This window comes from Curtobacterium sp. MCLR17_058, from assembly GCF_003234705.2.
GTDB classification, from domain to species: Bacteria; Actinomycetota; Actinomycetes; order Actinomycetales; family Microbacteriaceae; genus Curtobacterium; species Curtobacterium flaccumfaciens.
On record NZ_CP126262.1, the window covers coordinates 2,341,838 to 2,368,109 of the forward strand.

At 70.8% G+C, this 26,272-nt stretch carries 25 protein-coding genes; 5 read left to right on the forward strand and 20 right to left on the reverse strand.

Annotated features, from left to right (window positions below):
• Positions 1–47: 47 nt before the first annotated feature.
• The 3 genes from tsf to DEJ11_RS11095 form a co-directional block, all read right to left on the reverse strand.
• On the reverse strand, positions 48–875 hold the full coding sequence (gene tsf, locus DEJ11_RS11085) for a translation elongation factor Ts (protein ID WP_027465873.1): 828 nt from the start codon (positions 873–875) through the stop codon (positions 48–50).
• 88 nt (positions 876–963) lie between these two features.
• A complete protein-coding gene (gene rpsB / locus DEJ11_RS11090; protein WP_027465874.1) occupies positions 964–1,881 on the reverse strand; it encodes a 30S ribosomal protein S2 in 918 nt (305 codons plus the stop codon).
• Between the two features lie 321 nt (positions 1,882–2,202).
• Complete coding sequence (locus DEJ11_RS11095; RefSeq protein ID WP_258367097.1) at positions 2,203–3,645, reverse strand: sugar porter family MFS transporter; 1,443 nt, start codon at positions 3,643–3,645, stop codon at positions 2,203–2,205.
• A gap of 319 nt (positions 3,646–3,964) precedes the next feature.
• On the opposite strand from DEJ11_RS11095, the gene DEJ11_RS11100 reads away from it, so the two are divergent.
• Complete coding sequence (locus tag DEJ11_RS11100; protein WP_111093366.1) at positions 3,965–4,540, forward strand: murein hydrolase activator EnvC family protein; 576 nt, start codon at positions 3,965–3,967, stop codon at positions 4,538–4,540.
• Between the two features lie 66 nt (positions 4,541–4,606).
• Here the strand turns inward: DEJ11_RS11100 and DEJ11_RS11105 are convergent, their stop codons facing one another.
• From DEJ11_RS11105 to rplS, 9 genes are all read right to left on the reverse strand, one after another.
• Positions 4,607–5,539, reverse strand: a complete 933-nt coding sequence (locus DEJ11_RS11105; RefSeq protein WP_111103457.1) for a tyrosine recombinase XerC — start codon at positions 5,537–5,539, stop codon at positions 4,607–4,609.
• 25 nt (positions 5,540–5,564) lie between these two features.
• Complete coding sequence (gene dprA / locus DEJ11_RS11110) at positions 5,565–6,800, reverse strand: DNA-processing protein DprA (RefSeq protein ID WP_111103458.1); 1,236 nt, start codon at positions 6,798–6,800, stop codon at positions 5,565–5,567.
• Complete coding sequence (locus DEJ11_RS11115; protein ID WP_111103459.1) at positions 6,800–8,323, reverse strand: YifB family Mg chelatase-like AAA ATPase; 1,524 nt, start codon at positions 8,321–8,323, stop codon at positions 6,800–6,802. Before DEJ11_RS11115 ends, dprA begins: the two co-directional genes overlap by 1 nt.
• Positions 8,320–8,697 (reverse strand): YraN family protein, encoded by a 378-nt coding sequence (locus DEJ11_RS11120; protein ID WP_258375369.1) that lies wholly within the window; start codon positions 8,695–8,697, stop codon positions 8,320–8,322. Before DEJ11_RS11120 ends, DEJ11_RS11115 begins: the two co-directional genes overlap by 4 nt.
• A gap of 163 nt (positions 8,698–8,860) precedes the next feature.
• A complete protein-coding gene (locus tag DEJ11_RS11125; protein WP_017888250.1) occupies positions 8,861–9,211 on the reverse strand; it encodes a histone-like nucleoid-structuring protein Lsr2 in 351 nt (116 codons plus the stop codon).
• Between the two features lie 117 nt (positions 9,212–9,328).
• Positions 9,329–9,652: a DUF2469 family protein gene (locus tag DEJ11_RS11130; protein WP_017888251.1), complete on the reverse strand. Its 324-nt coding sequence runs from the start codon at positions 9,650–9,652 to the stop codon at positions 9,329–9,331.
• Between the two features lie 44 nt (positions 9,653–9,696).
• Entirely contained in the window at positions 9,697–10,404 is a 708-nt protein-coding gene (rnhB, locus tag DEJ11_RS11135) for a ribonuclease HII (protein WP_111023976.1), read from the reverse strand.
• Complete coding sequence (gene lepB / locus DEJ11_RS11140; protein ID WP_111103462.1) at positions 10,401–11,144, reverse strand: signal peptidase I; 744 nt, start codon at positions 11,142–11,144, stop codon at positions 10,401–10,403. The genes rnhB and lepB overlap by 4 nt, the downstream gene beginning before the upstream one ends.
• A gap of 123 nt (positions 11,145–11,267) precedes the next feature.
• A complete protein-coding gene (gene rplS, locus DEJ11_RS11145; RefSeq protein ID WP_017888254.1) occupies positions 11,268–11,624 on the reverse strand; it encodes a 50S ribosomal protein L19 in 357 nt (118 codons plus the stop codon).
• Between the two features lie 168 nt (positions 11,625–11,792).
• Here rplS and map point away from each other — a divergent pair, with 168 nt between their 5' ends.
• The gene (gene map, locus DEJ11_RS11150; protein ID WP_110863976.1) at positions 11,793–12,575 is read left to right on the forward strand and encodes a type I methionyl aminopeptidase; all 783 of its coding nucleotides are present in this window, start codon (positions 11,793–11,795) and stop codon (positions 12,573–12,575) included.
• A 170-nt stretch (positions 12,576–12,745) separates the two neighbouring features.
• On the opposite strand, the gene trmD is transcribed toward map, so the two are convergent.
• The 8 genes from trmD to aroA all read right to left on the reverse strand — a co-directional run bounded on the left by trmD (position 12,746) and on the right by aroA (position 22,318).
• Positions 12,746–13,438: a tRNA (guanosine(37)-N1)-methyltransferase TrmD gene (gene trmD / locus DEJ11_RS11155; protein WP_110863975.1), complete on the reverse strand. Its 693-nt coding sequence runs from the start codon at positions 13,436–13,438 to the stop codon at positions 12,746–12,748.
• Between the two features lie 4 nt (positions 13,439–13,442).
• The gene (gene rimM / locus DEJ11_RS11160; RefSeq protein WP_171907871.1) at positions 13,443–13,988 is read right to left on the reverse strand and encodes a ribosome maturation factor RimM; all 546 of its coding nucleotides are present in this window, start codon (positions 13,986–13,988) and stop codon (positions 13,443–13,445) included.
• 19 nt (positions 13,989–14,007) lie between these two features.
• Positions 14,008–14,244, reverse strand: coding sequence for an RNA-binding protein (locus DEJ11_RS11165; protein ID WP_017888258.1), 237 nt, complete (start codon positions 14,242–14,244; stop codon positions 14,008–14,010).
• Between the two features lie 3 nt (positions 14,245–14,247).
• Positions 14,248–14,661: a 30S ribosomal protein S16 gene (gene rpsP, locus DEJ11_RS11170; RefSeq protein ID WP_027465884.1), complete on the reverse strand. Its 414-nt coding sequence runs from the start codon at positions 14,659–14,661 to the stop codon at positions 14,248–14,250.
• 164 nt (positions 14,662–14,825) lie between these two features.
• Positions 14,826–16,961 carry an oxidoreductase gene (locus tag DEJ11_RS11175; protein ID WP_111103463.1) on the reverse strand — a complete coding sequence of 712 codons (2,136 nt, stop codon included), beginning with the start codon at positions 16,959–16,961 and terminating at the stop codon, positions 14,826–14,828.
• A gap of 4 nt (positions 16,962–16,965) precedes the next feature.
• Positions 16,966–17,829: an SDR family oxidoreductase gene (locus DEJ11_RS11180; protein WP_111103464.1), complete on the reverse strand. Its 864-nt coding sequence runs from the start codon at positions 17,827–17,829 to the stop codon at positions 16,966–16,968.
• Positions 17,830–17,912: 83 nt separating this feature from the next.
• Positions 17,913–19,091: an acyl-CoA dehydrogenase family protein gene (locus DEJ11_RS11185; protein WP_111103465.1), complete on the reverse strand. Its 1,179-nt coding sequence runs from the start codon at positions 19,089–19,091 to the stop codon at positions 17,913–17,915.
• Entirely contained in the window at positions 19,088–22,318 is a 3,231-nt protein-coding gene (aroA, locus tag DEJ11_RS11190) for a 3-phosphoshikimate 1-carboxyvinyltransferase (protein WP_111103467.1), read from the reverse strand. The genes DEJ11_RS11185 and aroA overlap by 4 nt, the downstream gene beginning before the upstream one ends.
• Before the next feature lie 119 nt (positions 22,319–22,437).
• Between aroA and DEJ11_RS11195 the strand changes: the two genes are divergently transcribed.
• The 3 genes from DEJ11_RS11195 (at position 22,438) to DEJ11_RS11205 (ending at position 26,235) form a co-directional block, all read left to right on the forward strand.
• Entirely contained in the window at positions 22,438–23,577 is a 1,140-nt protein-coding gene (locus DEJ11_RS11195) for a glutamate--cysteine ligase (protein WP_181433023.1), read from the forward strand.
• A gap of 256 nt (positions 23,578–23,833) precedes the next feature.
• The gene (locus DEJ11_RS11200; protein ID WP_111047090.1) at positions 23,834–24,901 is read left to right on the forward strand and encodes a tetratricopeptide repeat protein; all 1,068 of its coding nucleotides are present in this window, start codon (positions 23,834–23,836) and stop codon (positions 24,899–24,901) included.
• Between the two features lie 86 nt (positions 24,902–24,987).
• A complete protein-coding gene (locus DEJ11_RS11205) occupies positions 24,988–26,235 on the forward strand; it encodes an ATP-binding protein (RefSeq protein ID WP_111103469.1) in 1,248 nt (415 codons plus the stop codon).
• Positions 26,236–26,272 lie beyond the last annotated feature (37 nt).

Below are 26,272 nucleotides of genomic sequence, written 5' to 3' on the forward strand. Positions count from 1 at the left end.
AAACGGGGCCAGGAACCTGGTTGGTTCCTGACCCCGTCACGGGTTCGTTACGCGCCGACCTTGACGCGGGCGAAGCCCTGGATCGTGATGCCGGCGTTCTCGGCGGCCTTCGCGACGGAGATCTTGTTGTCCTTCGCGTAGTCCTGGTCGAGGAGCGACACCTGCTTGATGTAGGCGTTCACCCGGCCCTCGACGATCTTCGGGAGCGCAGCCTCGGGCTTGCCCTCTTCGCGCGTGATCGCCTCGACGGTCGCACGCTCCTTCTCGATGGCCTCGGCCGGGACCTCGTCGCGGGTCAGGTACGTCGGGTTCGCGAACGCGACGTGCTGGGCGATCGAACGTGCCTCCGCGGCGTTGTCACCCTCGTACGCGATGACGACGGCGATCTGCGGCGGCAGGTCCTGGCTGGTCTTGTGCAGGTAGATCTCGAAGGCCGAGCCCTCGACACGGCGGACCGTGCGGACCTCGAGCTTCTCGCCCAGCGCGGCAGCCGACTCGTTGACGACCTCGAGGACGGTCTTGCCGTCCAGCGGTGCGGCGTTGGCGGCAGCGACGTCGGCGGCACCGGCAGCGGCGACCGCGCCCAGCACCTTGTCGGCGAGGGTCGTGAACTTCTCGTTCTTCGCGACGAAGTCGGTCTCGCTCGCGAGCTCGACGACCGTGGCGGCGCCGTTCTCGGAGGTCGCGACGACGACACCCTCGGAGGTGGCACGGTCGTCGCGCTTGGCGACGGCCTTGGCACCCTTGATGCGGAGCAGCTCGACGGCCTTGTCGTAGTCGCCGTCGGCCTCGACGAGCGCGTTCTTCGCGTCCATCATTCCGGCGCCGAGGTCCTCGCGGAGCTTCTTCACGTCAGCAGCGGTGAAGTTTGCCATTGACTGGAGTCCTTTCTGGACTGTACGTGTGTGGAGAGTGGAGTGCAGTCGGGGCGCCGGACCCGATGGGGTCCGGCGCCCCGGCGACTCACTCGGCGGGGGTGGTCTCCGCGGCTGCCTCGGCCTCGGCCGTCGGCTCCGCGTTCTTCGCCTCGTCGGCGATCGGCTCGCCGATCTCCTTCGCGGCGACCTGCGCGTCAGCGTCGTTCTCCTCGACGGGGGCGGCGGGCGCCTCGGTCGTGGCGGCGGTCTCGCCACCGAGGAGCTCCTGCTCCCACTCGGCGAGGGGCTCGCTGGCCTCGTCCTCGTCGCCGCCGTTGTGGCGGGTCTTCAGGCCCTCGGCCGCGGCGTCGGCGACGATGCGGGTCAGGAGACCGACGGAGCGGATCGCGTCGTCGTTGCCCGGGATCGGGTACGTGATCTCGTCGGGGTCGCAGTTGGTGTCGAGGATGCCGATGATCGGGATACCGAGCTTCTGCGCCTCGTCGACGGCGAGGTGCTCCTTCTTGGTGTCGACGATCCAGAGCGCGCTCGGGGTCCGCGTGAGGTTGCGGATACCACCGAGGGTCTTGTGGAGCTTGTCCAGCTCGCGCTTCTTGATGAGGAGCTCCTTCTTGGTGAAGCCCTTCGTCGTGTCGTCGAAGTCGATCTCCTCGAGCTCCTTCATGCGCGCGAGGCGCTTGGAGACCGTCTGGAAGTTCGTGAGCAGACCGCCGAGCCAACGCTGGTTGACGTACGGCTGGCCGACGCGGGTCGCCTGCTCGGCGATGGAGCCCTGCGCCTGCTTCTTGGTGCCCACGAAGAGGATCGTGCCACCGTGCGCGACCGTCTCCTTGACGAAGTCGTACGCGCGGTCGATGAAGGCCAGCGACTGCTGCAGGTCGATGATGTGGATGCCCGAGCGCTCGGCGAGGATGAAGCGCTTCACCTTCGGGTTCCACCGACGGGTCTGGTGTCCGAAGTGGACGCCGCTGTCGAGCAGCTGGCGGATGGTGACGACGGCCATGTGCCGTCCTCCTTCTGTGTTCTCGGCGCGCAGCCGTGCTCTCGCACGTCGCTGCGGACCTGTTGCGGTTGTGTCGATCACGACCGTCGGTCGTGGTCCCTGGTGTCCTGGCACGCGACCGCCCGCTCGTGAGAGCGGGACCGGTGGTCGGGTACCGAGCCCGTGAGGGCTTGGTGGACACGCGAAGTCAGCGCGCATCAGCACGCTGCTGGATAGATGCTAACAGAAGGGAGGCCCGGATCACGCGCGCCTCGCGGCTGACGTGATCCGGGCCTCCTGTCCGGCGATCCGTGCGAACGGACGCGGTGCGCGACCGGCCGATCAGGCCTTGGCGTCCACCGTGTCGCCGTCGGCGGAGATGCCCATCTCCTCGAGTGAGCGGCCCTTGGTCTCCGGGATCTTGGCGATGACGAAGAACAGCGACAGCAACGCGAACAGCGCGTAGATGCCGTAGGTGACCGTCAGGTTGAAGCCGGACAGCACCGGGAACGAGATCGTGACGATGAAGTTCGCGATCCAGTTGGCGGCCGAGCCGATGCCCAGCGCGGTGGCGCGGATGCGGTTCGGGAACATCTCGCCGAGCAGCACCCACATGAGCGGACCCCACGTGGCACCGAATGACACCACGAAGAGGTTCGCGAAGATCAGCGCGATGACGCCCCACGAGCCGGGGAGGCTCGGGCTGCCGTCGACGATCGTCGCCTGCGAGAACGCGATGGCGACCATGGTGAGCGAGACGAACATGCCCGCGGAACCGGCGACGAGCAGCGGCTTGCGGCCGACCTTGTCGACCAGGAAGATCGCCACGAAGGTGACGGCGACGTTGACCACCGAGGTGATCGTGGAGATGAGGAACGAGTCCTCCTCCTTGAAGCCGACGGCCTGCCAGAGCGTCGTCGAGTAGTAGAAGATCACGTTGATGCCGACGAACTGCTGCAGCACGGCCAGGATGATGCCCACCCAGACGATCGGCTGGAGCCCGAAGCGGTTGCCCCGGATGGAGCCCTTCTTCTCGTTGGCTTCCTTCTTGATGCCGTCCTGGATCTCCTCCAGGCTCGTGTTCACGGTGTCGCGCGGGACGATCTTGCCCATCACCACGCGCGCATCGTCAGCACGGCCCTTGGTGAGCAGGTAGCGCGGGGACTCCGGCAGCGTGATCGCCAGGACGCCGTAGACGACCGAGGGGATCACCCCGACCAGGAACATCCAGCGCCAGGCGGCCAGGCCCCAGACCTCGGCCGAGGCGCTGCCCGCGGTGACGGCGAACAGCTGGTCGGACAGGAGCGCGGCGAAGATACCGAGCGTGATCGCCAGCTGCTGGAACGAGGCCAGCCGCCCGCGGATCGCCTTCGGGGAGACCTCGGAGATGTACGCCGGTGCGATGACCGAAGCGGTACCGATGCCGAGACCGCCGACGAGACGCCAGATCACGAGGTCCCACGTCGCGAACGCGAACGCCGAACCGATCGACGAGACGAAGAACAGCACGGCGGCCCAGAACATGATCCGCGTGCGGCCGTAGCGGTCGGCGAGGCGGCCTGCGAAGTAGGCGCCGAACGCGCAACCGATCAGGGCCGATGCGACCGCGAATCCGCTGGCCGCGTCGGAGAGGTTGAACTCGCCCTTGATCGCGTCGACGGCGCCGTTGATGACGGACGAGTCGAAGCCGAACAGGAAGCCACCGACCGCCGCCGCGATGGCGAACAGGGTGACCTTCCCCTTGAACGCACGGTCTTCGCCGTGCCCGGTGGTCGTGGTGGACACGATGCTCCTGGGTTCTGCCGCCGTGCAGTTGTGCAGCACGGTGCCCCGGCGGTCGGCTGGTTCGCCGTCCGAGCGGCGTTGCGTGTTCCGGAGCGGCCCCGACTGTACTCCTCGCTCGGGATCTGGTCATAACCGGGGCGTGATCGGGACGGCGCGGGCCTTGCGCGGCGACGCGGAACGACACTGTCGCCGTCGTACGACGTCGGTTCTGTCGTCTCCGTCCTCGGCACGTTCCTCCCCAGGCCTGGAGGCGCGACTCCCCCTCCACGGATCGCCCACGCCCGCCCCGGGGCCGGGTTCCACCGCCCAGGCTGGGGACATGCGATCGAGTGCGCGTCCCGTCCTGCTGTCCGTGGTGTGCGCGGCGGTGCTGGGCGGGACGGCGGTGTTCGGTGCCGCGCCGTCGACGGGAGCCGGGGTGTCGGTGGGCGCCGGGGCGTCGGTGGGCACTGCCACCGATTCGGGCCGGGTCGAGGCTCGCTGGATCTGGCCCACGGGATCGCGGGTGGTCGAGCGCGCCTGGGAAGCGCCGTCCTCGGACTACGCCGCCGGCCACCGGGGCCTCGACGTCCCGGCCGCCCTCGGCAGCACCGCCTCGGCGGTGGACGACGGCACCGTGGCGTTCGCCGGCGCGGTCGGTGGCCGCACCGTCGTGACGATCGACCACGGCGACGGACTGGTCAGCACGCTCGACTCGGTGACGCCCCTGGTCGCCGCCGGGGACGAGGTCGTGCAGGGCGCGCCGGTCGGCCGTGTCTCGGTCGGGCACTGTCCGGCGTCGGCGCCGTGCCTGCACCTCGGTGCTCGCGTCGACGGTCGTTACGTCGACCCGATGGCGTACCTGCCACCGGCTGAGTGGCCAGTGCTCCTGCCCGAGTCGGCCTGGCCCGGATGAGTCGAGCCGACCGGAAACCGATCGGAAGCTGACCGGGAACCGACCGGGACGCACGTCGGCCCACCGTCAGGCGCGCGGGTGCGCCGTCCGGTAGACCTCGCGCAGCCGGGCCGACGACACGTGCGTGTAGATCTGCGTCGTGCCGAGGCTGGCGTGACCGAGGAGCTCCTGCACCGCGCGCAGGTCCGCTCCCCCGTCGAGCAGGTGCGTCGCCGCGGTGTGCCGGAAGGTGTGCGGCCCGCTCGGGCCCTCGCCCGGCAGATCACCGAGCAAGCGCGCCACCACGCGGTAGGCACTGCGGACGCCGAGTCGGGCGCCACGGTCGCCGAGGAACAGCGCCGCGCCTACCGGTCCCTCCGCCCGTGCTGCGAGGGCGGGCCGTCCGCGCTCGAGCCACGCCTCGAGTGCGTCCCGCGCCGGAACCCCGAACGGCACCACGCGTTCCTTGCCGCCCTTGCCGAGCACCCGCACGGTCAGGCGTCCGCGATCGACGTCGGTCACGTCGATCCCGACGAGTTCGCCGACCCGGATGGCCGCCGCGTACAGGAGCTCGACAAGGGCCAGGTCCCGCAGCGCCGCCGGGTCGTCCGTCGCCGCTCGTGCACCGAGCCCGTCGAGCAGGACGCGCACCTGGTCGGCTGACACGACGCGGGGAAGGTGCGCCCCGCCCTTCGGTGCACGGAGCCGGACCCCGGCGTCGGTCGTGGTCACCCCGGTCTCGCTCGCCCACCGCGTGAACGCCCGCACGGACGAGGACCGCCGAGCGATGGTCGACCGGGCGAGCCCCCGGTGGTCGGCGTCCCACAGCCAGTCGCGCAGGAGCTCGAGCTCGACGTCGGCGACGCGGTCGACCCCTCGGGTGTCCGCGAACGCCACGAGCTGCTCGAGGTCGTTGGCGTACGCGCGCAGGGTCTGCTCGCTGAGGCCCCGCGCGTGCCGGGCGTGCCCGAGGAAGGCGTCCACCGCCACCACGAGTCGACCGTCCGTCCGCGCAACCACGACGCCAGCGTACGGCTGTCGACCGTCATGCCCGGCCCCACCCGCCGCCGCTCGCGACGACGAGTCCCTGCAGCTGCGCCAGGGCGAGCGCGTCGGCGACGTCGGCCGTCGACATGCCTGCCCGACGGGCGATCTCGGCTTCGGGCAGCGCGCGACGACCCAGCGCGTCGAGCACCCGGAGCACCTCGGGGTCCTGCCGACCGGACAGGAGCGGTTCGTCCGGCAACGCTCCCCCGCTCGTCCCGGTCGCCGGCCTCGCCGCCGCGACCGGATCCCCGGGGTGCACGACGATCTGCGCCCGTCCCTGTGCGATGAGCCGGTGGCACCCGACCGATGCCGAGGACGCGAACGCTCCCGGGACCGCGAACACCGGCCGGCCGAGCTGCGCGGCGTGGTGGGCGGTGTTGAGCGCCCCCGACCTGGCGCCGGCCTCGACCACGACCGTGACGTCGGCCAGCGCGGCGATCAGCCGGTTCCGCGCGAGGAAACGCCACCGCGTCGGTCGCGTCCCCGGTGCCGACTCGGCGAGCAACGCCCCCTGCCGCGCCACGTTGTGGAGCAGCTGCGCATTCCCCACCGGGTAGAGCTGGTCGATACCACCCGCCAGGACGGCGACCGTGGGCGTCCCGGCGGCGACGGCGACACGGTGCGCCACCGCGTCGATGCCGTAGGCGCCCCCGTTCACGATGAGGAATCCCGCGTCCGCCGCCGTCGAGGTGATCTCCGCCGAGGCCTCGGCACCGGCCACCGTGTTCGCCCGGGACCCCACGACGCCCAGCGCCGGCATCCCCTCGCCGAGGCGTGCACCTGTGCTGCGCGTCCAGAGGACCACCGGGGCGTGCGCCCCGAGGTCATCCATCGCGGGCGGCCACCCGTCGCTCTCGGGGACCAGCAGTCCGGCTCCGACCGCACCGGCCGCCGCGAGCACGTCGCCCACCTCGACAGCGGCCAATCGGGGCCGCCAACGTTCCACCGCGGTCTGCAGCACGCCGAGCAGCACCGCTGGGTCCTCCGCACCCGGCACCTCGGCGTCGACGCAGCATCCCAGCAGCGAATCGAAGTCTCCGTCCGCGGCGAGCAGCACCGCACCGAGCGCACGCTCGGGTCCGAGGCCGGTGAGGAGCTCTCCGGCGACGGAGTCCCCCGGTTCGACGATGGCCGACCAGGCGACCCGTGCCGCGGCCTGCACCGGATCCACCGCGGCACCGCTCCGTCCCAGCAGGCGCGCCACGGTGTCGAGGAGCTCCGTGCCCGCCTGCATCACAGCGCGCTCCGCAGGGCCAAGGCGCCGCGGACGTGCGCACCCGTGGGCCGCTCCACCGCGTCGAGGTCGGCGAGTGTCCACGCCAGTCGCATCACACGGTCCCACCCGCGCATCGTCAGGGTCCCGAGGTCGAGTGCGCGGTCGAGGTCAGCCGTCGACCCGGGTTCGATGCGCCCCTCGGCTCGGAGCCACGTCCCGGTGACCTCGGCGTTGCGCGTCCATCCTGTGCCGTGCAGTCGCTCCGCCATGCGGGCTCGTGCTGCCGCGACCGCCGCACGCGCGACCGCCGTCGTCGGGGTGCTGCCGTCCTTGTCCCGCATCCGACCCGTCGTCACCCGGGGCACCAGCACCCGGATGTCCATCCGGTCGAGCAGCGGCCCGGACATGCGGCCGAGGTACCGGCGGACGGTGCTCGGCGAGCACTCGCACGGCTGCCCGTGCGCACCACCGGCGTTGCCGCACGGACAGGGGTTCGCCGCCAGGACGACCTGGCAGCGTGCGGGGAACTCAGCCGCTCCCGCCGCACGGTGGATCGTGATCCGCCCGGACTCGAGCGGTTGCCGGAGCGCGTCGAGCACGGCCTGCGGGAACTCCGGTGCCTCGTCGAGGAACAGGATGCCCCCGGTGGCGCGCGACACGGCTCCGGGGCGCAGGACCCCGGATCCGCCGCCGATGAGCGAGACCGCCGATGCGGAGTGGTGCGGGGCTTCCCACGGTGGCTTCGTGCTCCACGACGCGGGACCCAGCCCGGCGACGGACCGGACGGCGGCGACCTCGAGCGCGGTCTCATCGTCGAGGTCGGGCAGTAGCCCGGGCAGCCTCTCGGCGAGCATGGTCTTGCCCGCGCCCGGTGGCCCGAGCAGCAGGGCGTGGTGTCCCCCGGCCGCCGCGGCGATGAGTGCTCGGACGCCGACCGGGTTCCCCACGACGTCCGACAGCTCGGCCACGGGACGCGGCACGGCCGTGACCGGGACCGGCAGCACCGGGTCGACCTCGACCGTCGGCAGGAGCGCCCCGGCGTCGATCGCCGCCGCCCGCAACGAGTCCACGCCCCGGATCCGGACCCCGCCGACCACACGGGCCTCGGTCAGGTTGCCGACGGGCAACACGACGCGGTCCACACCGGCGTCGCGCGCGGCGATCAACATCGGGATCACGCCGGGGACCGGACGCACCCGCCCGTCGAGGCCGAGCTCGCCGATGTAGACGATGCGCTCCGAGACGTCCGGCGCGAGACCGGCACCGGCCAGCACGGCCATCGCGATGGCCAGGTCGAACCCCGAACCGCGTTTCGGGATCGCCGCCGGGGTCAGGTTCACGGTGATCCGGCGGGCGGGCAGCGGACACCCCGCGTTCGCCGCCGCGGATCGCACACGTTCCCGTGCCTCACCCAACGAGGTGTCGGGCAGACCGATGATGCTGAACGCCGGCAGCTGACTGGTCAGGTGTGCTTCGACCTCGATGCGTCGACCGGTGACGCCGAGCAGCGCGACCGCGGCAGCGCGCCCTATGCCGGTCACAGCACACCCGCCAGGTGCTCGACGACCGTGCGGGGCCCGTCGACGTGGACCGCGACGACGTCCACCCGGACCGCGCGCGCCGAGACCTCGGGATGCGCGTCGAACCACTCGGGCACGAGTCGCCGCATCCGGGTGAGCTTCACAGCGGTGATCGCCTCGAACGGGTGGCCGGTGGTGGCTCCGGAACGGGTCTTCACCTCGATGAAGGCGAGCGTGCAGGAATCCCACGCGACGATGTCGATCTCACCGCGGGCACATCGCCAGTTCCGCTCGAGCACGCGGAATCCCCGGGCTTCGAGCCAGGCCACCGCTCGTTCTTCACCGAATCGTCCGAGTCGGCCGTTCCGGAGCGACCGCCCCGGTGCTCGTTGCACGTCTTGTTCCATGTCGTTGCCTCCACGACAACGATCTCCGGAACGAACACACCGATCGGCGGAGTCGGAGAGTCTGTGGAATCAGCGCGGGCGAATTGCCCCTGTGGAGGAAAGAAGAAGGACCCGGGTGATCGAGATCACCCGGGTCCTGCTGCGACGAGCGTCAGTGCGCTGCTGCGTAGGCTTCCTGCACCTGCGTCGAGATGCGCCCGCGGGAGGAGACCTCGTACCCGTTCTCCTTGGCCCACTCGCGGATCTTGCCGAGTTCTTCGGAGTTGCCGCGCTTCGGGGCGGACTTCGGCGCGGAACCGCCGCCGGTGCGACGACCGGAGACCTTGCGCGCTGCGGCGATGTAGTCGGAGATCGCCTCGCGGAACTTGTCGACGTTGTCGTTCGACAGGTCGATCTCGTACGACGAGCCGTCGAACGCGAATTCGACCGTCCGGCCTTCACCGGTGGTGATGGGGGAATCGTCGAGGTCGTCGACGAGCTGGACGGTGACCTTCTGTGCCATGGGGTGCTCCTGTTCGTGGGGCGGTTATTTCCCCATCAGAATAGCGCGCACAATTCACTGACGGTCCGGATCAGCGGCGATTCACCGAGAAAGAAGCAAGAGAAAGGAAATTGACGATCACTCGTCGAGTGCGAGTTCCTTCGGCAGTTCGAGTTCCCGCGTCGTGAGTTCCTCGACATTCACGTCCTTGAACGTGAGTACCCGGACACCCTTGACGAACCGGTCGGAACGGTAGACGTCCCAGACCCAGACGTCGTTCATCGTCAGTTCGAAGTAGAAGTCGTGCTCCGTGTCACGGCGCACGAGTTCGACCTCGTTCGCCAGGTAGAAACGGCGCTCCGTCTCGACCACGTAACGGAACTGCGACACCACGTCGCGGTACTCGCGGTACAGGGCCAGCTCGACCTCGCGGTCGTAGTCGTCGAATTCGTCCTCATCCATTGCGCCCACAGTCTACGGCGACGGAGGCCGTGCGGACGACGGGCTCAACCGGCGAGGGCGTCGAGTTCGTCGAAGCCGTCCAGTGCGACGCTCGAGGCCTGGTGCAACCACGACTTCCGGTGCAGCGCGTGCGCCCCGATCGCCCGGATGGCGTCGTAGTGCGCCGTCGACCCGTAGCCCTTGTTCGACACCCACCCGTAGTGCGGAGCCTCGTCGTGAGCGGAGATCATGAGCGCGTCACGAGCGACCTTGGCCACCACGGACGCCGCGGCCACCGAGGCGCAGTCGCGGTCGGCCTTGACCCGGACGACGACCTCGAGCGGATCGGCGGCCGGACGGAGCGACGCGGGCAGGGCACGGCTCAACCAGTCGAACGAGCCGTCGAGCACGACCACCGCGCCGTCGAGGGACACCCCGTCGGCGACCAGGGAGCCGAGCGCCTGCGCACCGGCTGCACCGAGAGCGGGCACGATGCCCTGCTGGTCGACGAAGTCAGCCGAGGCCATGCCGACCGCCGTGCGCGCCCAGCGCTGCACGACGGGCACGAGGTCGGTGCGGCGCGCTTCGGACAACAGCTTCGAGTCCGCGAGCCCCTGGGGCACACGACCGATGTCGAGCGTCACCGCGGCCACACCGACGCCGACCGGACCGGCGATGGCGCCACGGCCGACCTCGTCCATGCCGATGACCGTCACGCGGCCCTCGGCGAGCAGACGTTTCTCGACCCGGAGCGACGGACGGACGGCGGTCACTCGTCGCGCTCCTCCACGCCGGCGAACACGTCGGGGTGGTCGTCGAGCCACGTCCAGCGGCTCGCCGGCCACGAGATGACGAACGCGCGGCCCGTGACGTCGGACATCGGGACGAAGCCCTTCGACGGGGTGTCGCCGTTGTACCGGGAGTCCTTCGAGTCGTTCCGGTTGTCGCCCATCACCCAGATGGTGCCCTTCGGCACGGTCACCGAGAAGTCGGTCGCCGAGGCCGGGGCGCCGGCGGGGAGCTTCAGGTACGGCTCCTTGATCGGCACACCGTTCACCGACATCTGCCCGAGGTCGTTGCAGCAGGACACCTTGTCACCGGGCAGACCGATGACGCGCTTGATCAGGTGGTCGTCGCTGTCACCGGTGCCGAGACCGACCTGGGTCAGCGCCCAGTCGATGGCCTTCGCGGGCTGGGTGTCCGGCGTGACGCTCGGCACCTCGGACCCGGTGAGCCAACCGCCCGGGTCCTTGAAGACGACGACGTCTCCCCGCTTCAGCGCCACGGCGCCGGGGACGAGCTCGTTGACGATGACGCGGTCGTTGATCTGGAGCGTGTTCTCCATCGACGCCGACGGGATGTAGAACGACCGGATCAGGAACGTCTTCACCAGGAACGACACGAGCAGTGCCGCGATGAAGATGATGACGAGGTCGCGGAGGAATGTGAGGACACCGTTCCGTTGCTTCTCGGCACGTGGCCTGCGCCCGGAATCCTCTGTCGTGTCCGTCATTTCCGCTCTCGTTCGAACCACTGACTCCCCGCAAATGGGAAGAGCCCCCCGTCGATGCACAACCGTACATGGACGAGGGGCTCGCAGCGGCGTCCGGCTCGCGGACGTTCACTGTGAAGGCGATCAGGCGTCGCGCTTCTCCTTGATCTTGCGGCGGGCCGCCTTGCCGCGGAGCTCGCGCAGGTAGTAGAGCTTCGCACGACGGACGTCACCCTTGGTGACGATCTCGATGTGGTCGATGATCGGCGAGTGCACCGGGAACCAGCGCTCGACGCCGACCTGGAAGCTCACCTTGCGGACCTTGAAGGTCTCGCCGATGCCGTGGCCCTGACGGCCGATGACGACTCCCTGGAAGACCTGGATACGCGAACGCGTGCCTTCGATGATGTTGACGTGCACCTTGATGGTGTCGCCGGGACGGAAGTCCGGGACGTCGGTACGCAGCGATGCTGCGTCGACGTTGTCGAGGAGCTGGCTCATGGTGGGTTTCACTCTCTGCGGACGCGCACGGGTCGCCGCGGATCGAAGGTTCGGAAAGTGGTGGTGCGTGCCCGGTGTCGGCGACTCCCCCGTGGCAGAGTCCAGCCAGGGCACAGCGTTCAATACTGCCACAGAGAGCGCGGGAGACAAAACGACGAGGATGGACCCATGATCGAACTCCGCACCCCCGCCGAGCTGGACGGACTGCGCGTCGCCGGCCGGTTCGTGGCCGACGTCCTGGACGAGCTGCTCGAGACCGTCGACGTCGGCGTCAACCTGCTCGACCTCGACCGCGTCGCGGCGCGGATGATCGCCGAACGCGGGGCGGAGAGCTGCTACGTCGACTACCACCCGTCGTTCGGCATGTCGCCGTTCGGCAAGAACCTCTGCACCTCGGTCAACGACGCCGCCCTGCACGGCCTGCCGCACGACCGCACCCTGCAGGACGGCGACCTCGTGAGCCTGGACTTCGCCGCGAGCGTGGACGGCTGGGTCGCCGACTCCGCCGTCAGCGTCCAGGTCGGCACGCCGCGCGACGAGGACCAGGCATTGATCGCCACGGTCGAACGGGCACTGGCCGCCGGCATCGCCCAGGCGGCTCCCGGCAACAAGCTGGGCGACGTCTCGCACGCCATCGGTCACGTGGCGCACCAGGCCGGTCACGACGTGAACCTGCAGTTCGGCGGGCACGGCGTCGGTCGCACGATGCACGGGGACCCGCACGTGCCGAACGACGGCCGCCCGGGTCGCGGCCTGAAGCTCCGGCCGGGTCTGGTCGTCGCGATCGAGCCGTGGCTCATGCAGACGACCGACGAGCTCTACCAGGACGACGACGGCTGGACGCTGCGCAGTGTCGACGGCTCGCGTGCCGCGCACGTCGAGCACACCGTGGCGGTCACCGAGGCCGGCCCCGAGGTCCTGACCCTGCGTCGCGCCCAGCGCGACCAGTAGCGAGCCTGGAGGCGCGGCACCAGCTGGCACCGCGCCTCCAGTCCGTCACGCGTCGTCCCCACCCCACGGAAGCGACAGATCTCGCGGCCCGCGGACCGTCACAACAGCGAAAGCGACAGATCTCCGCGGATGTTCCGCGGAGATCTGTCGCTTTCGCGAGACGGGTGACGCTACGCGTCGGGCAGCAGGTCCGGACGGACGCGCCGCGTCCGCTCCAGCTGCTGCTCGTGCCGCCAGGCACCGACGCGGGCGTGGTGCCCGCTGAGCAGGACGTCGGGGACGTCGAGGCCGCGCCACGACGCGGGCTTGGTGTACGAGGGGTACTCGAGCAGGCCGTCCTCGTGGGACTCCTCGACCAGCGACTCGGGGTTGCCGACGACGCCGGGGACGAGTCGTCCGACGGCCTCGATCATCGCCATCGCGGCGACCTCGCCGCCGTTCAGCACGTAGTCGCCGAGCGAGAGCTCGACGACGGTGGCGCGCGACGACGCCCACTCGAAGACGCGGGCGTCGATGCCCTCGTACCGCCCGCAGGCGAACACGAGGTGCTCCGACGTCGACGCGAGCGACCGCGCGATCGACTGCGTGAAGGGCGTACCGGCCGGCGTCGGGACCACCAGGGTCGACGAGCCGTCGGGCCGGAAGAGCGCTTCGAGTGCCTGCGCCCACGGCTCCGGCTTCATCACCATGCCGGCGCCACCGCCGTACGGGGTGTCGTCGACGGTGCGGTGCCGGTCGGTGGTCCACGACCGCAGGTCGTGCACGTGCAGGTCGAGCAGCCCGCCGGAGCGGGCCTTGCCCAGCAGGGACACGTCCAGCACGGAGAAGAACTCCGGGAAGATCGTGACGATGTCGATCCGCACGGGACTAGTCCGTGACCGTCTCGGGGCGCGAGGTGTCCTCGGGGTCCTCGAACAGGCCCTGCGGCGGCGTGACCGTGACGGTGCCGGCCGCGATGTCGACCGCGGGCACGATCGCCGAGACGAACGGCACGAGGACCTCGCCGCGGGACGGCGTGTCGATCGCGAGCAGGTCCTGTGCGGGCATGTGGTCCACGCGCGCGACGGTGCCGACCTCGACGCCGTCGCGCAGGACCTTCAGCCCGACGAGCTGGTGGTCGTACCAGGCGTCGTCCTCACCGGTCTCGGCGTCGGCGTCCTGCTCGACCCAGAGGATGATGCGCGCCAGGGACTCGGCCGCGGTGCGGTCGTCGATCCCGGCGAAGAACGCGACGGGGTGACCGTTGTACCAGCGGAGTTCGTCCAGCTCGAGGGTCTTGCCCGACCACGGTGAGTCGTCGGGAACCTGGAGCGTGAAGGTGGCGCCCGGGGTGAACCGACGATCCGGGTCGTCGGTGTAGAGCTCGAGCTTGATGCCGCCCTTGAGCCCGTGCGCCTTCGTGATTCGACCCACCCGGAGCTGGGTCGTCTCCCTAGGAATCGGTGTCCACCACGTCGACCCGCACGCGCTTGCCGTCGGCCAGGGCCGTGACGAGCGTGCGGAGCGCCTTGGCGGTGCGCCCGGCGCGACCGATCACGCGGCCGAGGTCCTCGGGGTGCACGCGCACCTCGAGGACCTCGCCGCGTGGGGAGGTGGAGCTGGCGACGCGCACGTCGTCAGGGTGATCGACGATCCCCTTGACGAGGTGCGTCAGCGCGGATTCGAGCAAGGACTACGCCTCGGTCGTCTCGTCGGCGGTCTCGGCGTCGTCGGCCTTGGCGGCGGGAGCCGTCTTCTCCGACTTCGGCTTGAGCACGGCCTTCTTCGAGGAGTCGACCTGGAAGGCCGGCTTCGGCTCGGCGACCTTGACCTTGGACTCGGTGTCCTTCTCGCCCTTGAACTTGGCCCAGTCGCCGGTCAGCTTGAGGAGGGCCGCGACCTGCTCGGTCGGCTGCGCGCCGACGCCGAGCCAGTAGAGCGCACGCTCGGACTCGATCTTGATGACCGAGGGCTCCTCGGTCGGGTGGTACTGACCGATCTCCTCGAGGACACGACCATCGCGCTTGGTGCGCGAGTCGGCGACGACGATGCGGTAGTAGGGCGCACGGATCTTACCGAGACGCTTCAGACGGATCTTGACAGCCACAATTGCTCCTGTTTGCTTTCGTTGTGGTTGAACTGGAACCGCGGGCGTGGGGGCACACACGGCGAAAGCTCGAGAGAGATCGCTCACAGCTGGATAGAGGGTCGAGCTGCGGCGATTCGACCGTTCATTCTTGCAGATTCCCGGCCGTGATGCGAGCCGACTCGCTACGGCGCGAGGCGCCGCACCGCTTCGAGGGCCTCGGACGTCGCCCGGACCGCGTCCACGCTCCGTGCGTCACGCGCGCCGCCGACGACGGCGTACGGCACGCCGGCGGCCTGGAGGCCCGTCACGAGTCCGTCAGGCGCGTCGCCCTCGGCGTCGGTCGCGCGCTCCTGCCCGGCGCAGACCACGACGGTGTCCGCCGGCACGCCGACCTCGTCCCCGTGCTCGTCGCGGATCCAGAGCACCCCGGGTTCGATGCGCAGGTACTCCTGCACGCCGCCGACCATCCGCACCCCGGCGTCCCGCAGCCGACCGATCGCGACCCAGCGCGAGGTGATGCCGATCCCCTGGCCGAACTTGCCCGAACGCCGGAGCACCGTCACCTGGGACCCCGGCCGGGTGGTGCGCTGTGCCGCGGGGAGCCGCTGCGGCACGTCGCCGACGAGCTCCTCGGACACGTCGAGGTCCCACCGGGCCGCGAACTCGGCTGCCCGGACGACCTCGTCGGGCGACTCGGTCAGGAACGCCGCGGTGTCCACGCCGATGCCGCCGCCGCCGATGATCGCGACGGTGCCCTCGGGTACGCCGTTCCGCAGGGCCTGCTCGTAGGACAGCACGTGCGGCAGGTCGCTGCCGGGGACGTCGATGCTCCGCGGGACCACCCCGGCCGCGAGCACGACGGCGTCACTGTCGACGAGGTCCGGAGCCGTGGCCGGGCGTCCGAGGTGGATCGTGGCGCCCCGCTCCGCGAGCTCGGCGCGGGCGGACCGCACCGTGGCGGCGTAGTCCTCCTTGCCCGGGACGAGTGAGGCGAGACCGAACTGGCCGCCGAGGCGGTCGGACGCCTCCCAGACGGTGACGTCGTGGCCCCGGCGTGCGGCGTCCACCGCGGCGGCGAGCCCGGCCGGTCCGCCACCGACGACGTCGACGTGCTTCGGGTCGGTGGTCGGGCGGGCGGGGAACGCGACCTCGCGGGCGGCACGGGGGTTCACGAGGCAGGACACCGGTGCGCCGATGATCGAACGGTCGAGGCACGCCTGGTTGCAGCCGATGCAGGTGTTCACCAGGGCGAACCCGCCCGCGAGCGAGCGCGACACGATGGCGGGGTCGGCGAGGAACGGTCGGGCGAGGGCGACGGCGTCGATGGTCCCGTCGGCGAGGACGGCCTCGCCGTCGCGCAGGTCCGTCATCCGGTTCGACGCGATCACGCGGACGTCCGGGTACGGGGACGCGCGCACCACCGCGGCGATCCGTGTCGCGTACGCCAGCCAGGCCCCGTGCGGCACCGAGGCCTGCACGGTCGGGGTGCGGGACTCGTGCCAGCCGATGCCGACCGAGATGCCGTCGAGTCCGAGCGGCAGCAGGTCGTGCACGAGCGCGTCGACCTCGTCCTCGGTCGACGAGCCGGGCATCAGGTCGGCGCCGGACAGCCGGATGGTCACGGCGAGCTCGGGCACCGCGGCGCGCACCGCCCGGACGACCTCGATCGCGAAGCGCCGACGCCGTTCCGCATCGCCGCCCCACTCGTCGTCGCGCAGGTTCGTCAGCGGTGACTGGAACTGGTTGATCAGGTACCCCTCGGACGCCATGATCTCGACGCCGTCGAACCCGATCGCGCGGGCGGTGCGGGCCGCGGCGGCGAAGTCCTCGATCGTCCGCTCGACCTCGGCCGACGTCAGCTCGGTCGGCACCACACCGCGGGCGGCCGCCCACGGCAGGGCCGAGGGCGCCACCACCCGCTGCGGGTCTCCGTGCCGGTCGACCATGCCCGACGCGAGCGCGTACCGCCCGGCGTGGAACAGCTGCGCGAGGATCGTCCCGCCCTCGTCGTGCACGGCGTCGACCGCCACCCGGAACCGCTCGTCGGCTCCCCCGACGCCGAACACCGCGAAGTCCGGACCGCCACGGGCCTCGTCGTTCACCGCGATGCCGCCGGTGATGATGCACGCCGCCCCGCCGGCCGCCCGTTCGCGGTAGAAGGCGGCCATGCCGGCTCCGCCGTCGTCGTGCACCTCGAGCCCGGTGTGCATCGACCCCATCACCACCCGGTTCGCCAGGTGCAGGGGGCCGAGGGTCCAGGGTGACGCGACCGTCCGGAGGGACTCCGGCACGACGGGGGCGGAAGCGACGCTGCTCATGCGCCTATTCTGCGGTGTCCGCGGCCGGAGCGTCGGCCGGCAGCACCGCGTCGCGGAGGGGCGACGTCGTGTCCGACCAGTACGGCGGGGCGATGACCGTCAGCCCGCCGTCGACCGAGAGCACCTGCCCGGTGATGTACCCGGCCTTGTCCGACAGCAGGAAGTCGACGGCGTCGGCCATGTCATCGGCCGTCCCAGGGCGCTGCAGCGGGAGCTTCTCGAGCACGGTGTCCATCGGCGCCTGGCCGGGGACCTTCGTGTAGAAGTACTCGAGCGAGTCGGTGTCGATGAGGCCGCCGTTCACCGCGTTGACCGTGATCTGACGCGGACCGAACTCCACCGCCATGTACTTCATGTACGCCTCGCTCATGGCCTTGGCGGCACCGAGTGCGGCGTAGGTCGGGAATGCCCGGAGTGATCCGTACGAGGTCACGACGACGATGCGGCCACCCCGGTCCATGAGTTCCGCGGCGCGCTGGGCGCCGAGCACGAACGAGCGGGCGTTCGTGGCGTAGCTGCGGTCGAGGTGGTGCAGCTTGAGGTCGGCGACGGGCTTGAACGCGCTGGCGGCGGCGTTCGCCACGAACATGTCGAGGCGTCCGTAGGTGTCGCGCACCAGGTCGAACAGGGCGTCGATCGACTCCGGCTGCTCGATGTCGACCTGCGCCGTGATGCCGTCGCCGCCGGCCGCCTTGACGTCGGCCAGGGACTCCTCGGCCAGGTCGGCGTTGCCCTTGTACGTCACCACGACGGTGACGCCGCGCTGGCCGAGCTTCTGCGCGAGCAGGCGGCCGATGCCGCGCGAAGCGCCGGTGACCAGTGCGATGGGCGAGCTGAGCGCGATGGGTGCGTTGGTGCTGTCGGTCACTGCGGTCCTTTGCGTGCGTGGGGACGGACGGGAGGCGCGGGGCGGGCCCGCCACGGGCCTCCAGTCCGGTGGTTGGTTGTGGTCTAGAACCCGGCCTTGCCGGTCACGACGGCGCGGCCGACGATCAGCTTCTGGATCTCGTTGGTGCCCTCTTCGAAGCGCTGCGCGCGTGCGTCGCGGTAGACGCGCTCGATGGCGTTGCGCTTCCAGTAGCCCTGCCCGCCGTGCACCTGCAGGGCCTTGTCGGTGACGCGCGCGAGCATGTCGACGGCGACCATCTTCGAGGCACTGGACAGGGTGCCGGCGTCGGGGCGGTCTTCCTCGTAGGCGCGGGCGGCCTCGAGCACCAGGGCGCGTGCTGCGGCGATGTCGGCGTAGTTCTCGGCCAGGTAGAACTGGATCGCCTGGCGGCTGGAGAGCTGCTTGCCGAACGTCTCACGCTTGTTCGCGTACTCGACGGCGAGCTCGTTCGCCCGCTCCGCGAGCCCGACGGCGCTCATCGCGACGGACACCCGGCTCGGCAGCAGGAAGCCGCCGAGCGCGACCTCGAGACCCTGGCCCTCGGCGCCGAGCAGTGCACTCGCCGGCACGGGCACGTCGGTGAAGCGCAGGATCGCGTGGTCGGTGCCGCGGATGCCCATGGTGTCGGAGTCGTCGATCACCTCGGCACCCGGCAGCCCGTTGTTCGGCATGAGGAACGCGACCGTGCCGTCCTGGCCGCTCGTCCCCTCGAGGCGGGCGGCGATGAGCCAGTAGTCGGCCTTGACGCCGAAGGTGATGAGGTGCTTCTCGCCGTTCATCACGTAGGTGTCGCCCTCGCGCCGGACGGTCGTGCGGATGTCCGCTCCGGTGCCCGCGGTGGCCTCGGTCAGGGTGAACGCGACGAGCGTGTCACCGGCGACGGACGGCTTGACGACCCGCTCGATCTGCTCCGGCGTCGCGTAGGGGGCCATCGCGCGCCAGGTGCCGTTGATGACGTGCACGAGCATGCGGATGGAGGCGTGCGAGCGGGAGACGACCTCCATGATCTCGAGGTAGCGCGAGAACGGGATCGCCCGTCCGCCGAGCTCCGTCGGGGCGGCGAGGCTGAGCCACCCGTTCTCCTTGAGCTCCTGGAACAGCTCGGGGGCGACCCGGCCCGTGCGCTCGATCTCGTCCGCCCACTCCTCGCCGGGGCCGCGCACCCACTCGGTGACCTCGGCCTTGAGCTGCTGGAAGGCGGCTTCGTCGAAGCCCGTGCTCGTCTGCTCGACGATCGTCATCGTGTCTCGTTCTCCTTCGTCGCGACGAGCGCGGCCGCCTGCTCGCGCAGGATGTTCTTCTGGACCTTGCCGACCGCGTTGCGCGGCAGCTCGGTGGTGTACTCGAGTCGCTCCGGCCAGTAGTACTTGCTCACGCCGGCCGTGTCGAGGTACTGCTGCATCCCGGCGAAGTCGAGCGGCTCCTCCGCGCGGGCGTTCACGACCCAGGCGCAGGCACGCTCACCGAGCCGCTCGTCCGGCATCGCGACGATCGCGACGTCCGTGACCAGCGGGTGCTGGTACAGCAGGTTCTCGATCTCGACGACGGGGATCTTCTCGCCGCCGCGGTTGATGACGTCCTTCACCCGCCCGGTGATCGACAGGAAGCCCTTCTCGTCGACCTTCGCCAGGTCGCCGGTCCGGTACCAGCCGTCCGCGGTGAACACGTCGTCGGTCAGGTCCGGGCGGTCGAGGTAGCCCGCGAACATCGTCGGCGAGTGCAGCTCGAAGTTGCCCTCGGTCCCGGCGGGCAGCTCGATCCCCGCGTCGTCGACGATGCGGATCGCGATGCCCGGCAGCGCCCGGCCGTCGTGACCGTACGCGTCGGCGGGGTCGTCGCTCGGGCTGGACAGGGCTCCGAGACACGTCTCGCTCGTCCCGAAGGCGCCGAGGATGGCGCTGCCGAGCACCGTGCTCGCTCGCTGGGCCAGTGCGCGGGGCACCGCGGCGCCCGTCGGCACGAAGATCCGGAGCGACTCGGGCTGCGGAGCACCGGCCTCGACCAGGTCGACGAGGTCGGTCAGGAACGGCGTCGCGCACTGCACGAAGGACGCCCGTGCGACGCCGAACGCCTGCTCGAGTGCGACGCGGCCGTCCCACACCGGCTGGATGACCTGCGGGGCACCGAGCCGGAACGCCAGCAGCATGCCGTACAGGAACCCGGTCTGGTGGGCGAGCGGCGACGGGATGTAGATGCGGTCGGCGCTGGTCAGCCCGGACTGCGCCACGTGCATGGCGGTCGCGAGCCCGAGCGTGCGGTGCGGGTGCTGCACGCCCTTCGGCTCCCCCGTGGTGCCGGAGGTGAAGAGCAGCTGGCACACGTCATCCGGGCCGGGAGCGTGCGACGCGATCTCGTCGACGTCGACGTGCACTGCGGCGAGGGCGTTCTCGAAGTAGCGCCAGTGCCAGTCGCTCGCCACGACCCGTTCCAGGGCGTCGGCGGGCAGCGGCGGCTGGTTCGTCGGGGTGTCCCCCTGCCCGCGGGCCTCGGCGCGGAGCACGATGACGTGCTCGAGCGACAGGCGGCGGTCCTGCGCAGCGGCCTCGTCGATGACGTCGAGGAGTTCGAGCGCGGGACGGCGCTTCCGGAACACGTTCGGCAGGAAGACCACACGGGCCTTCGAACGCGCCAGCGTCATCGTGGTCTCGCGGGGACCGAACACCGGCATGATCGGGGTCGCGACGGCGCCGATCTGGATCGCACCGAGGGTGATCGACACGAACTCGCGCCAGTTCGGCAGCTGCATCGCGACGGATTCACCCGTGCGCACGCCGAGTTCGAGCAGCAGGGCGGAGACCCGGTCGGCCTCGTCCTGCAGCTCCTTCCACGTGGTGTTCGCGGGCGTCGCACCGCCGACCTCGATCACGGCCAGGCCGTCGGGGTCGGTCTGCGACAGGGCGCGGACCCGCTCGCTCAGGACGAGCGGGTCGGCGTCGACGCCGGCGAGCTCGGGCACGGCGACGGCGGGCTGCGCGGCGGTGGGCTGCGGGCCGGCGGGCTGCGCGACTGGCTGGTCGGTCGGCTCGGGCGCCGCAGACGTCTCGAGGGGCGTACCGAGGTGCGTGCGGACCCCGTCGGCCTCGGCGGCGTCGATCCGGTCGTCCCGCGCCACCTGGGCTGCGAGCCGGTCACCGACGGACATGTCGAGCCCGACGGAGTTCATCGCCTCGAGGAACGTCGGGTAGGAGATCCGGTAGGCACGCGGGTAGGTCAGGCCGGACACCCCGTCGGCACCCGAGGCCGCGACCGCGAGCGACATCAGCACGCGGTGGTCGTTGAACGAGGACATCGGCGCTCCGTGCAGCCCGGCCGCACCGACACCGGTGACCCGCAGCTCGTCCGCACCCTGCTCGGCACGGCCGCCCATCCGGTTCAGCTGGAGCATCGCCGCCACGCGGTCGGACTCCTTCAGCCGGATGTGCGCCACGTTCCACAGTCGACTCGTGCCCTCGGCGAAGGTGGCCATCGTGGACAGCACGGGCAGCAGGTCCGGGATCGGACGGCAGTCGACGTCGAGCGGCCGGAGCGGGGACCCGTCGTGCTCGATCCGGACGAAGCCGGTCTCCTCGTCGATCCGCATCGGGACGCCCATCGCGGTCGCGAGGTCCAGGAACTCGCTCTCCGGGTGGTCGGTCTCGGCCGTCGTCGTGGCCGTCATGCCCCGCAGCAGCACGTTCGACTCGCGGGTGCCGGCCGCCGCGATGCCGAACGCTGCGGAGCCGATGTCGGGCGGGATGACGTAGTCGTGCGGGGTGGCCTGCTGGCCCGCCGGGATCCGGTACTCGAGCCAGTCGTCGGAGACCTCGACCGTCAGGCCGAACTGCCGCATCATCCGCACGGTGAGCTCGACGTAGGGCTGCTCGTTGAGCCGCCCGCCGGTGATGTGGATCCGGGTCTCGTGCTCGGCGAACGGTGCCACCAGCAGCAGCCCGGACACCCACTGCGACAGGGTGCCGGCGATCGTCACGTCACCGCCACGCGGACGCTTCGGCTGCACGGTGACGGGCGGGCAGTCGTTCGTCGCCTCGAGCTCCACCCCCATCTGCGTCAGCGAGGTGAGGAGCGCCTTGATCGGCCGGCGCTGGAAGTACTTCATGCCCGACAGGGTCATCGGGCGGTCGGCCAGCGAGGCGAGCCCGGTCATGAAGTAGAGCGTGGTGCCCGAGGACCCCATGTTGAGCAGTCCGTCGGCACCGCGCGAGCCGTGGTCCACGACATCGGTGGCCTGGTACCGGCCGCCCAGTCCGGTCACGTGGTACGCGTTCCCACGACGCTTGACGTCGACGCCGAGCGCCCGGAGCGTGCCCACGGTCCACTCCACCTGTCGCGTCGCGCTCACCCCGGACACGACACTCGTCCCCTTCGCGAGCGACGCGAGCACCAGCGCGCGGTGCGCGTGGTACTTCGAGACCGGGATGTCGAGTTCTCCGACGAGCGGGGCGTTCGTCCCGCGCACCACCAACTGCATGCGTACCTCTTCCCTGTAGGAACATTTCAACGGTACGCCCACAGTGGAACTAGTTGCAGGACGATCCGCACGATCGGGACAACGCTTCGTTGTGCGTGTCCGACAAGGACCCGGGCAGGATGGACGGCATGGACATCCGCTTCACCGAGTCCCGCCCGTCGACCATCGGCGTCGAGTGGGAACTCCCCCTGGTCGACCGGTCGACCGGCGACCTCGCTCCCCGCGCCCCCGCCGTCATCGCCGCCGTGCACGAGCGGCTCGGTGACCACGACCGCGTCACCGAGGAGCTACTGACCAACACGGTCGAGGTCGTCTCGAGCGTCCACGACCGCGTGGGGGCTGCGACGAGCGAGCTGTCCGGCATCATCGGCGAGGTCATCGACGCCGCCGAACCGCTCGACGCCCAGGTGATGTGCTCGGGCACGCACCCGTTCGCGGTGTGGGACCAGCAGGAGATCACCCCGGACAGCGAGCACTACACGACCCTCATCGACCGCACCCGCTGGTGGGGACGCCAGATGCTCATCTGGGGCGTGCACGTGCACGTCGGCATCGACGACCGCGACAAGGCCGTCCCGATCATGAACGCGATGCTCGCCTACGTCCCGCACCTGCAGGCGTTCACCGCGTCGAGCCCGTTCTGGGGCGGCACCGACACCGGGTACGCCTCGAACCGCGCCCTCATGTTCCAGCAGCTCCCGACCGGCGGGCTCCCGCCGCAGCTCGGCGCCTGGGCGAACTTCGAAGAGGTCGTCGGCGACCTCACGCACACCGGCGTCATCGACGGCGTGAAGGACCTGCGCTGGGACATCCGTCCGTCGCCGGGCTGGGGCACCCTCGAGAACCGGGTCTCCGACGGCATCTCGACCCTGCACGAGGTCGGCGCCGTCACCGCGCTCGTCCAGTGCCTGGTCACCGCCTGCTCGGACCGGCTCGACGCCGGTGAGACCCTGCCCACCATGCAGCCGTGGTTCATCCGCGAGAACAAGTGGCGCGCGGCCCGCTACGGCATGGAGGCCGAGATCATCACGAACGTCGCCGGCGACGAGCGGCTCGTGACCGACGAGGTGCACGACCTGGTGCAGCGGCTCGACCCGATCGCCGAACGGCTCGGCTGCCAGGACGAACTGCACCACCTCGACACGATGATCGAGCGCGGTGCCTCGTACCAGCGGCAGCTGCAGGTCGCGCAGGAGAACGGCGGCGACCTGCGCGAGGTCGTCCGCCACCTGGTGACGGAGTTCCGCGAAGCGCTCTAGCCGCGACCGGCCCGCCCCCGAATCGGGCGTACCTGGTCGAATCGGGCGTACCTGGTCGTTCCTTTCGACCAGGTACGCCCGATTCCACTTTCCATCGCGCGTGCGATGGGAAGGAACGTCGCGGCGCGACCACGAACGGACGGGAGGCCCGGTGCCAGCTGGCACCGGGCCTCCCGTCCTGGGGGCATCGGCAGTCCACGGCGAACGCTACAGTTCCCCTGCGGCGGGGGAGGCAGCACAGCGCGGACCGGCGACGGTGATCCGTGCCGGCGCGCTCGTCGACGCCGGTCGACCGGAACAGGCACTCGCCGAGGTCAGGGCGGCCGAGCACGACGAAGGCGAATCGATCGCCGGACAGCGCGTACGCGCCCTGGCGCTGCTCGCGCTCGACCAGCCGGACGCGGCGTGCGAAGCTGCTCGACGAGCGGTCGCTCTCGCGCCGGGTGACAGTACCTCCCTCCGCGTGCTGTCGACCGCCCTGCTCCGCTCTGGGGACCGGATCGGAGCCGTCGAGGCCGCCCGTCGTTCGGTCGCCGCGGACCCGGGATCGTGGCAGGCGCACGCTGCGCGAGTCGATGCCCTCTGGCTCGGCGAGCAGAACCGCTTGGAGGCGATGCGGGCGAGCTTCGAAGCCGTGCGCCTGGCTCCCACCGAACCGTTCGTGCACCGCCAGCACGGCGACCTCCTGCTCGCCGTCGGACGGCAACGGGAAGCGCAGGACGCGTACCGCCGGGGGCTCGCGCTCGCTCCGGAGGACCGAGGGGCACGGCACAACCTGGCGGTGGCACGGCTGCGGCACGGCCACGAGAGCGAGTCCGCGCTGGCCTTCGCGGGCATCCTGTCGACGAACCCGACGGACGCCACAGCACTGCGGAACCTCATGATCGGCGTCGTCAACCCACTCGCCCGCATCAGGGTGGCCCTCGGCGGCGCGGCAGTGATCACCGCCCTCGGCTTCCTGGCGACGATCGACAGCGGGGATCCGGGGATGGAGCGCTGGGCGACCACCTTCCCGCCGGTGACCGCCCTCGCCGTGATCGCCTTCATCGCCCTCCGGTTCACCTCCGAGGCACGGCCTCGCCTCGCCTTCCTCGTCTCGGTTGCTCGACGAGCGGTACCGGGTTGGGGACTCGTGACGCTGGTCCTCGGTGGAGCAACCGCGATCTCGGCGACCGGGCTGTTCCTCCCACCGGTCGCCGCGCTCGTCGCGCAGGGTCTCGTGTTCGTCGGGGTCGTCATCGCGTCCGTCCTGATGAAGCGCATCCTGCGCGCCTTCCCGAGGACCCGCCCAGCGGTGCACGAGGACGACGATGACGACGGGTGACGAGCTCGCCCTCGCGACCGAACTGCGCCTGGCCTGACGCCGCGTCGCGCGACACCACCGAACCGACCGCTCCGAGAGGACTCCCGATGAACGACGACCCGGTCCACGACGACCCGGTGATCGGCGCGCTCCGACGCGCGGTCGACAGCGCACCCCACGACGTCGCACTGCGTGTCCACCTCGGTCGTCTGCTCCTCGAAGCCGGACGTCCGGCTGAGGCGACCGCCGAAGCGGCAGCCGCACTCGCCATCGCACCGACCGACGCCGCGGCGGGCGCGCTCATGCTGGCGGTGCTGCGCCCGGGTGCCGCCACGGCACGCCCCGCGGACGCGCCGACCGACGCTCCCGCCGCTGGTGCGCCGTCCGACTTCGACTGGCACGCCGCGGAACAGCAGGTCGAGCACATCGTCGAACCGTCCTTCGTCGAGGACTCGGCTCCCGACCCGGACCTGCCGTCGGCGTTCTCGGTCGAGCCGTCGGAGGTCCGGTTTGCGGACGTGGGCGGGATGGAGGCCGTCAAGCAGCGGCTCACCGTCGCGTTCCTCGCCCCGCTCGCGAACCCCGAGCTCCGGGCGTTGTACGGCAAGAGCCTCCGCGGCGGTCTGCTGCTGTACGGCCCTCCGGGGTGCGGGAAGACGTTCATCGCCCGGGCTGTCGCCGGCGAGCTCGGCGCACGCTTCATGAGCGTCTCCATCACCGACGTCCTCGACCCCTACCTCGGCGCGAGCGAGCAGAACATCAGGGCGGTCTTCGAGGCCGCACGCGCCGCGGCTCCATGCGTGGTGTTCTTCGACGAGGTCGACGCGCTCGGCCAGCGACGGAGCCAGACCCGCAGCTCGCACGTGCGCGGGATGGTGAACCAGCTGCTCACCGAACTCGACGGCGTCGACGGCGGGAACGAGGGCGTGTTCGTGCTGGCTGCGACGAACCAGCCGTGGGACGTCGACCCCGCGCTCCGTCGTCCGGGTCGGCTGGACCGGACGGTGCTCGTCCTGCCGCCGGACGCCCCGGCACGCGACGCGATCTTCCGCGGGCACCTCCGCGACCGACCGGTCGAGGGCATCGACGCCGCAGCGCTCGCCAAGCGGACCGAGGGCTTCTCCGGTGCGGACATCGCCTACGTGTGCGAGGTCGCCGCCGAGCACGCGCTCATGGACAGCATCACGACGGGCACTGCACGGCTCATCGGGATGCCGGATCTGCTCGCCGCCCTGGGTGAGGTCCGGCCCTCCACGAGCGCCTGGCTCGAGACGGCTCGGAGCGTCGTCCTGTTCGGCGAGGACGACGGGACGTACGCCGACCTGCGGGCGTACCTCAAGAAGTCCAAGCGCTGAGTGACGGACGGGAGGCCCGGTGCCAGCTGGCACCGGG

What these genes read in the sequence shown, in the direction of transcription:
- rplS (WP_017888254.1), bottom strand. Translation starts at nt 11,624, where the DNA reads ATGAGCCAGCTCCTCGACAACGTCGACGCAGCATCGCTGCGTACCGAC.
- DEJ11_RS11195 (WP_181433023.1), top strand. Translation starts at nt 22,438, where the DNA reads ATGGACGGCATGGACATCCGCTTCACCGAGTCCCGCCCGTCGACCATC.
- map (WP_110863976.1), top strand. Translation starts at nt 11,793, where the DNA reads ATGATCGAACTCCGCACCCCCGCCGAGCTGGACGGACTGCGCGTCGCC.
- DEJ11_RS11100 (WP_111093366.1), top strand. Translation starts at nt 3,965, where the DNA reads ATGCGATCGAGTGCGCGTCCCGTCCTGCTGTCCGTGGTGTGCGCGGCG.
- dprA (WP_111103458.1), bottom strand. Translation starts at nt 6,800, where the DNA reads ATGCAGGCGGGCACGGAGCTCCTCGACACCGTGGCGCGCCTGCTGGGA.
- DEJ11_RS11205 (WP_111103469.1), top strand. Translation starts at nt 24,988, where the DNA reads ATGAACGACGACCCGGTCCACGACGACCCGGTGATCGGCGCGCTCCGA.
- DEJ11_RS11130 (WP_017888251.1), bottom strand. Translation starts at nt 9,652, where the DNA reads ATGGATGAGGACGAATTCGACGACTACGACCGCGAGGTCGAGCTGGCC.
- aroA (WP_111103467.1), bottom strand. Translation starts at nt 22,318, where the DNA reads ATGCAGTTGGTGGTGCGCGGGACGAACGCCCCGCTCGTCGGAGAACTC.
- DEJ11_RS11125 (WP_017888250.1), bottom strand. Translation starts at nt 9,211, where the DNA reads ATGGCACAGAAGGTCACCGTCCAGCTCGTCGACGACCTCGACGATTCC.
- DEJ11_RS11175 (WP_111103463.1), bottom strand. Translation starts at nt 16,961, where the DNA reads ATGAGCAGCGTCGCTTCCGCCCCCGTCGTGCCGGAGTCCCTCCGGACG.
- DEJ11_RS11185 (WP_111103465.1), bottom strand. Translation starts at nt 19,091, where the DNA reads ATGACGATCGTCGAGCAGACGAGCACGGGCTTCGACGAAGCCGCCTTC.
- lepB (WP_111103462.1), bottom strand. Translation starts at nt 11,144, where the DNA reads ATGACGGACACGACAGAGGATTCCGGGCGCAGGCCACGTGCCGAGAAG.
- tsf (WP_027465873.1), bottom strand. Translation starts at nt 875, where the DNA reads ATGGCAAACTTCACCGCTGCTGACGTGAAGAAGCTCCGCGAGGACCTC.
- rpsB (WP_027465874.1), bottom strand. Translation starts at nt 1,881, where the DNA reads ATGGCCGTCGTCACCATCCGCCAGCTGCTCGACAGCGGCGTCCACTTC.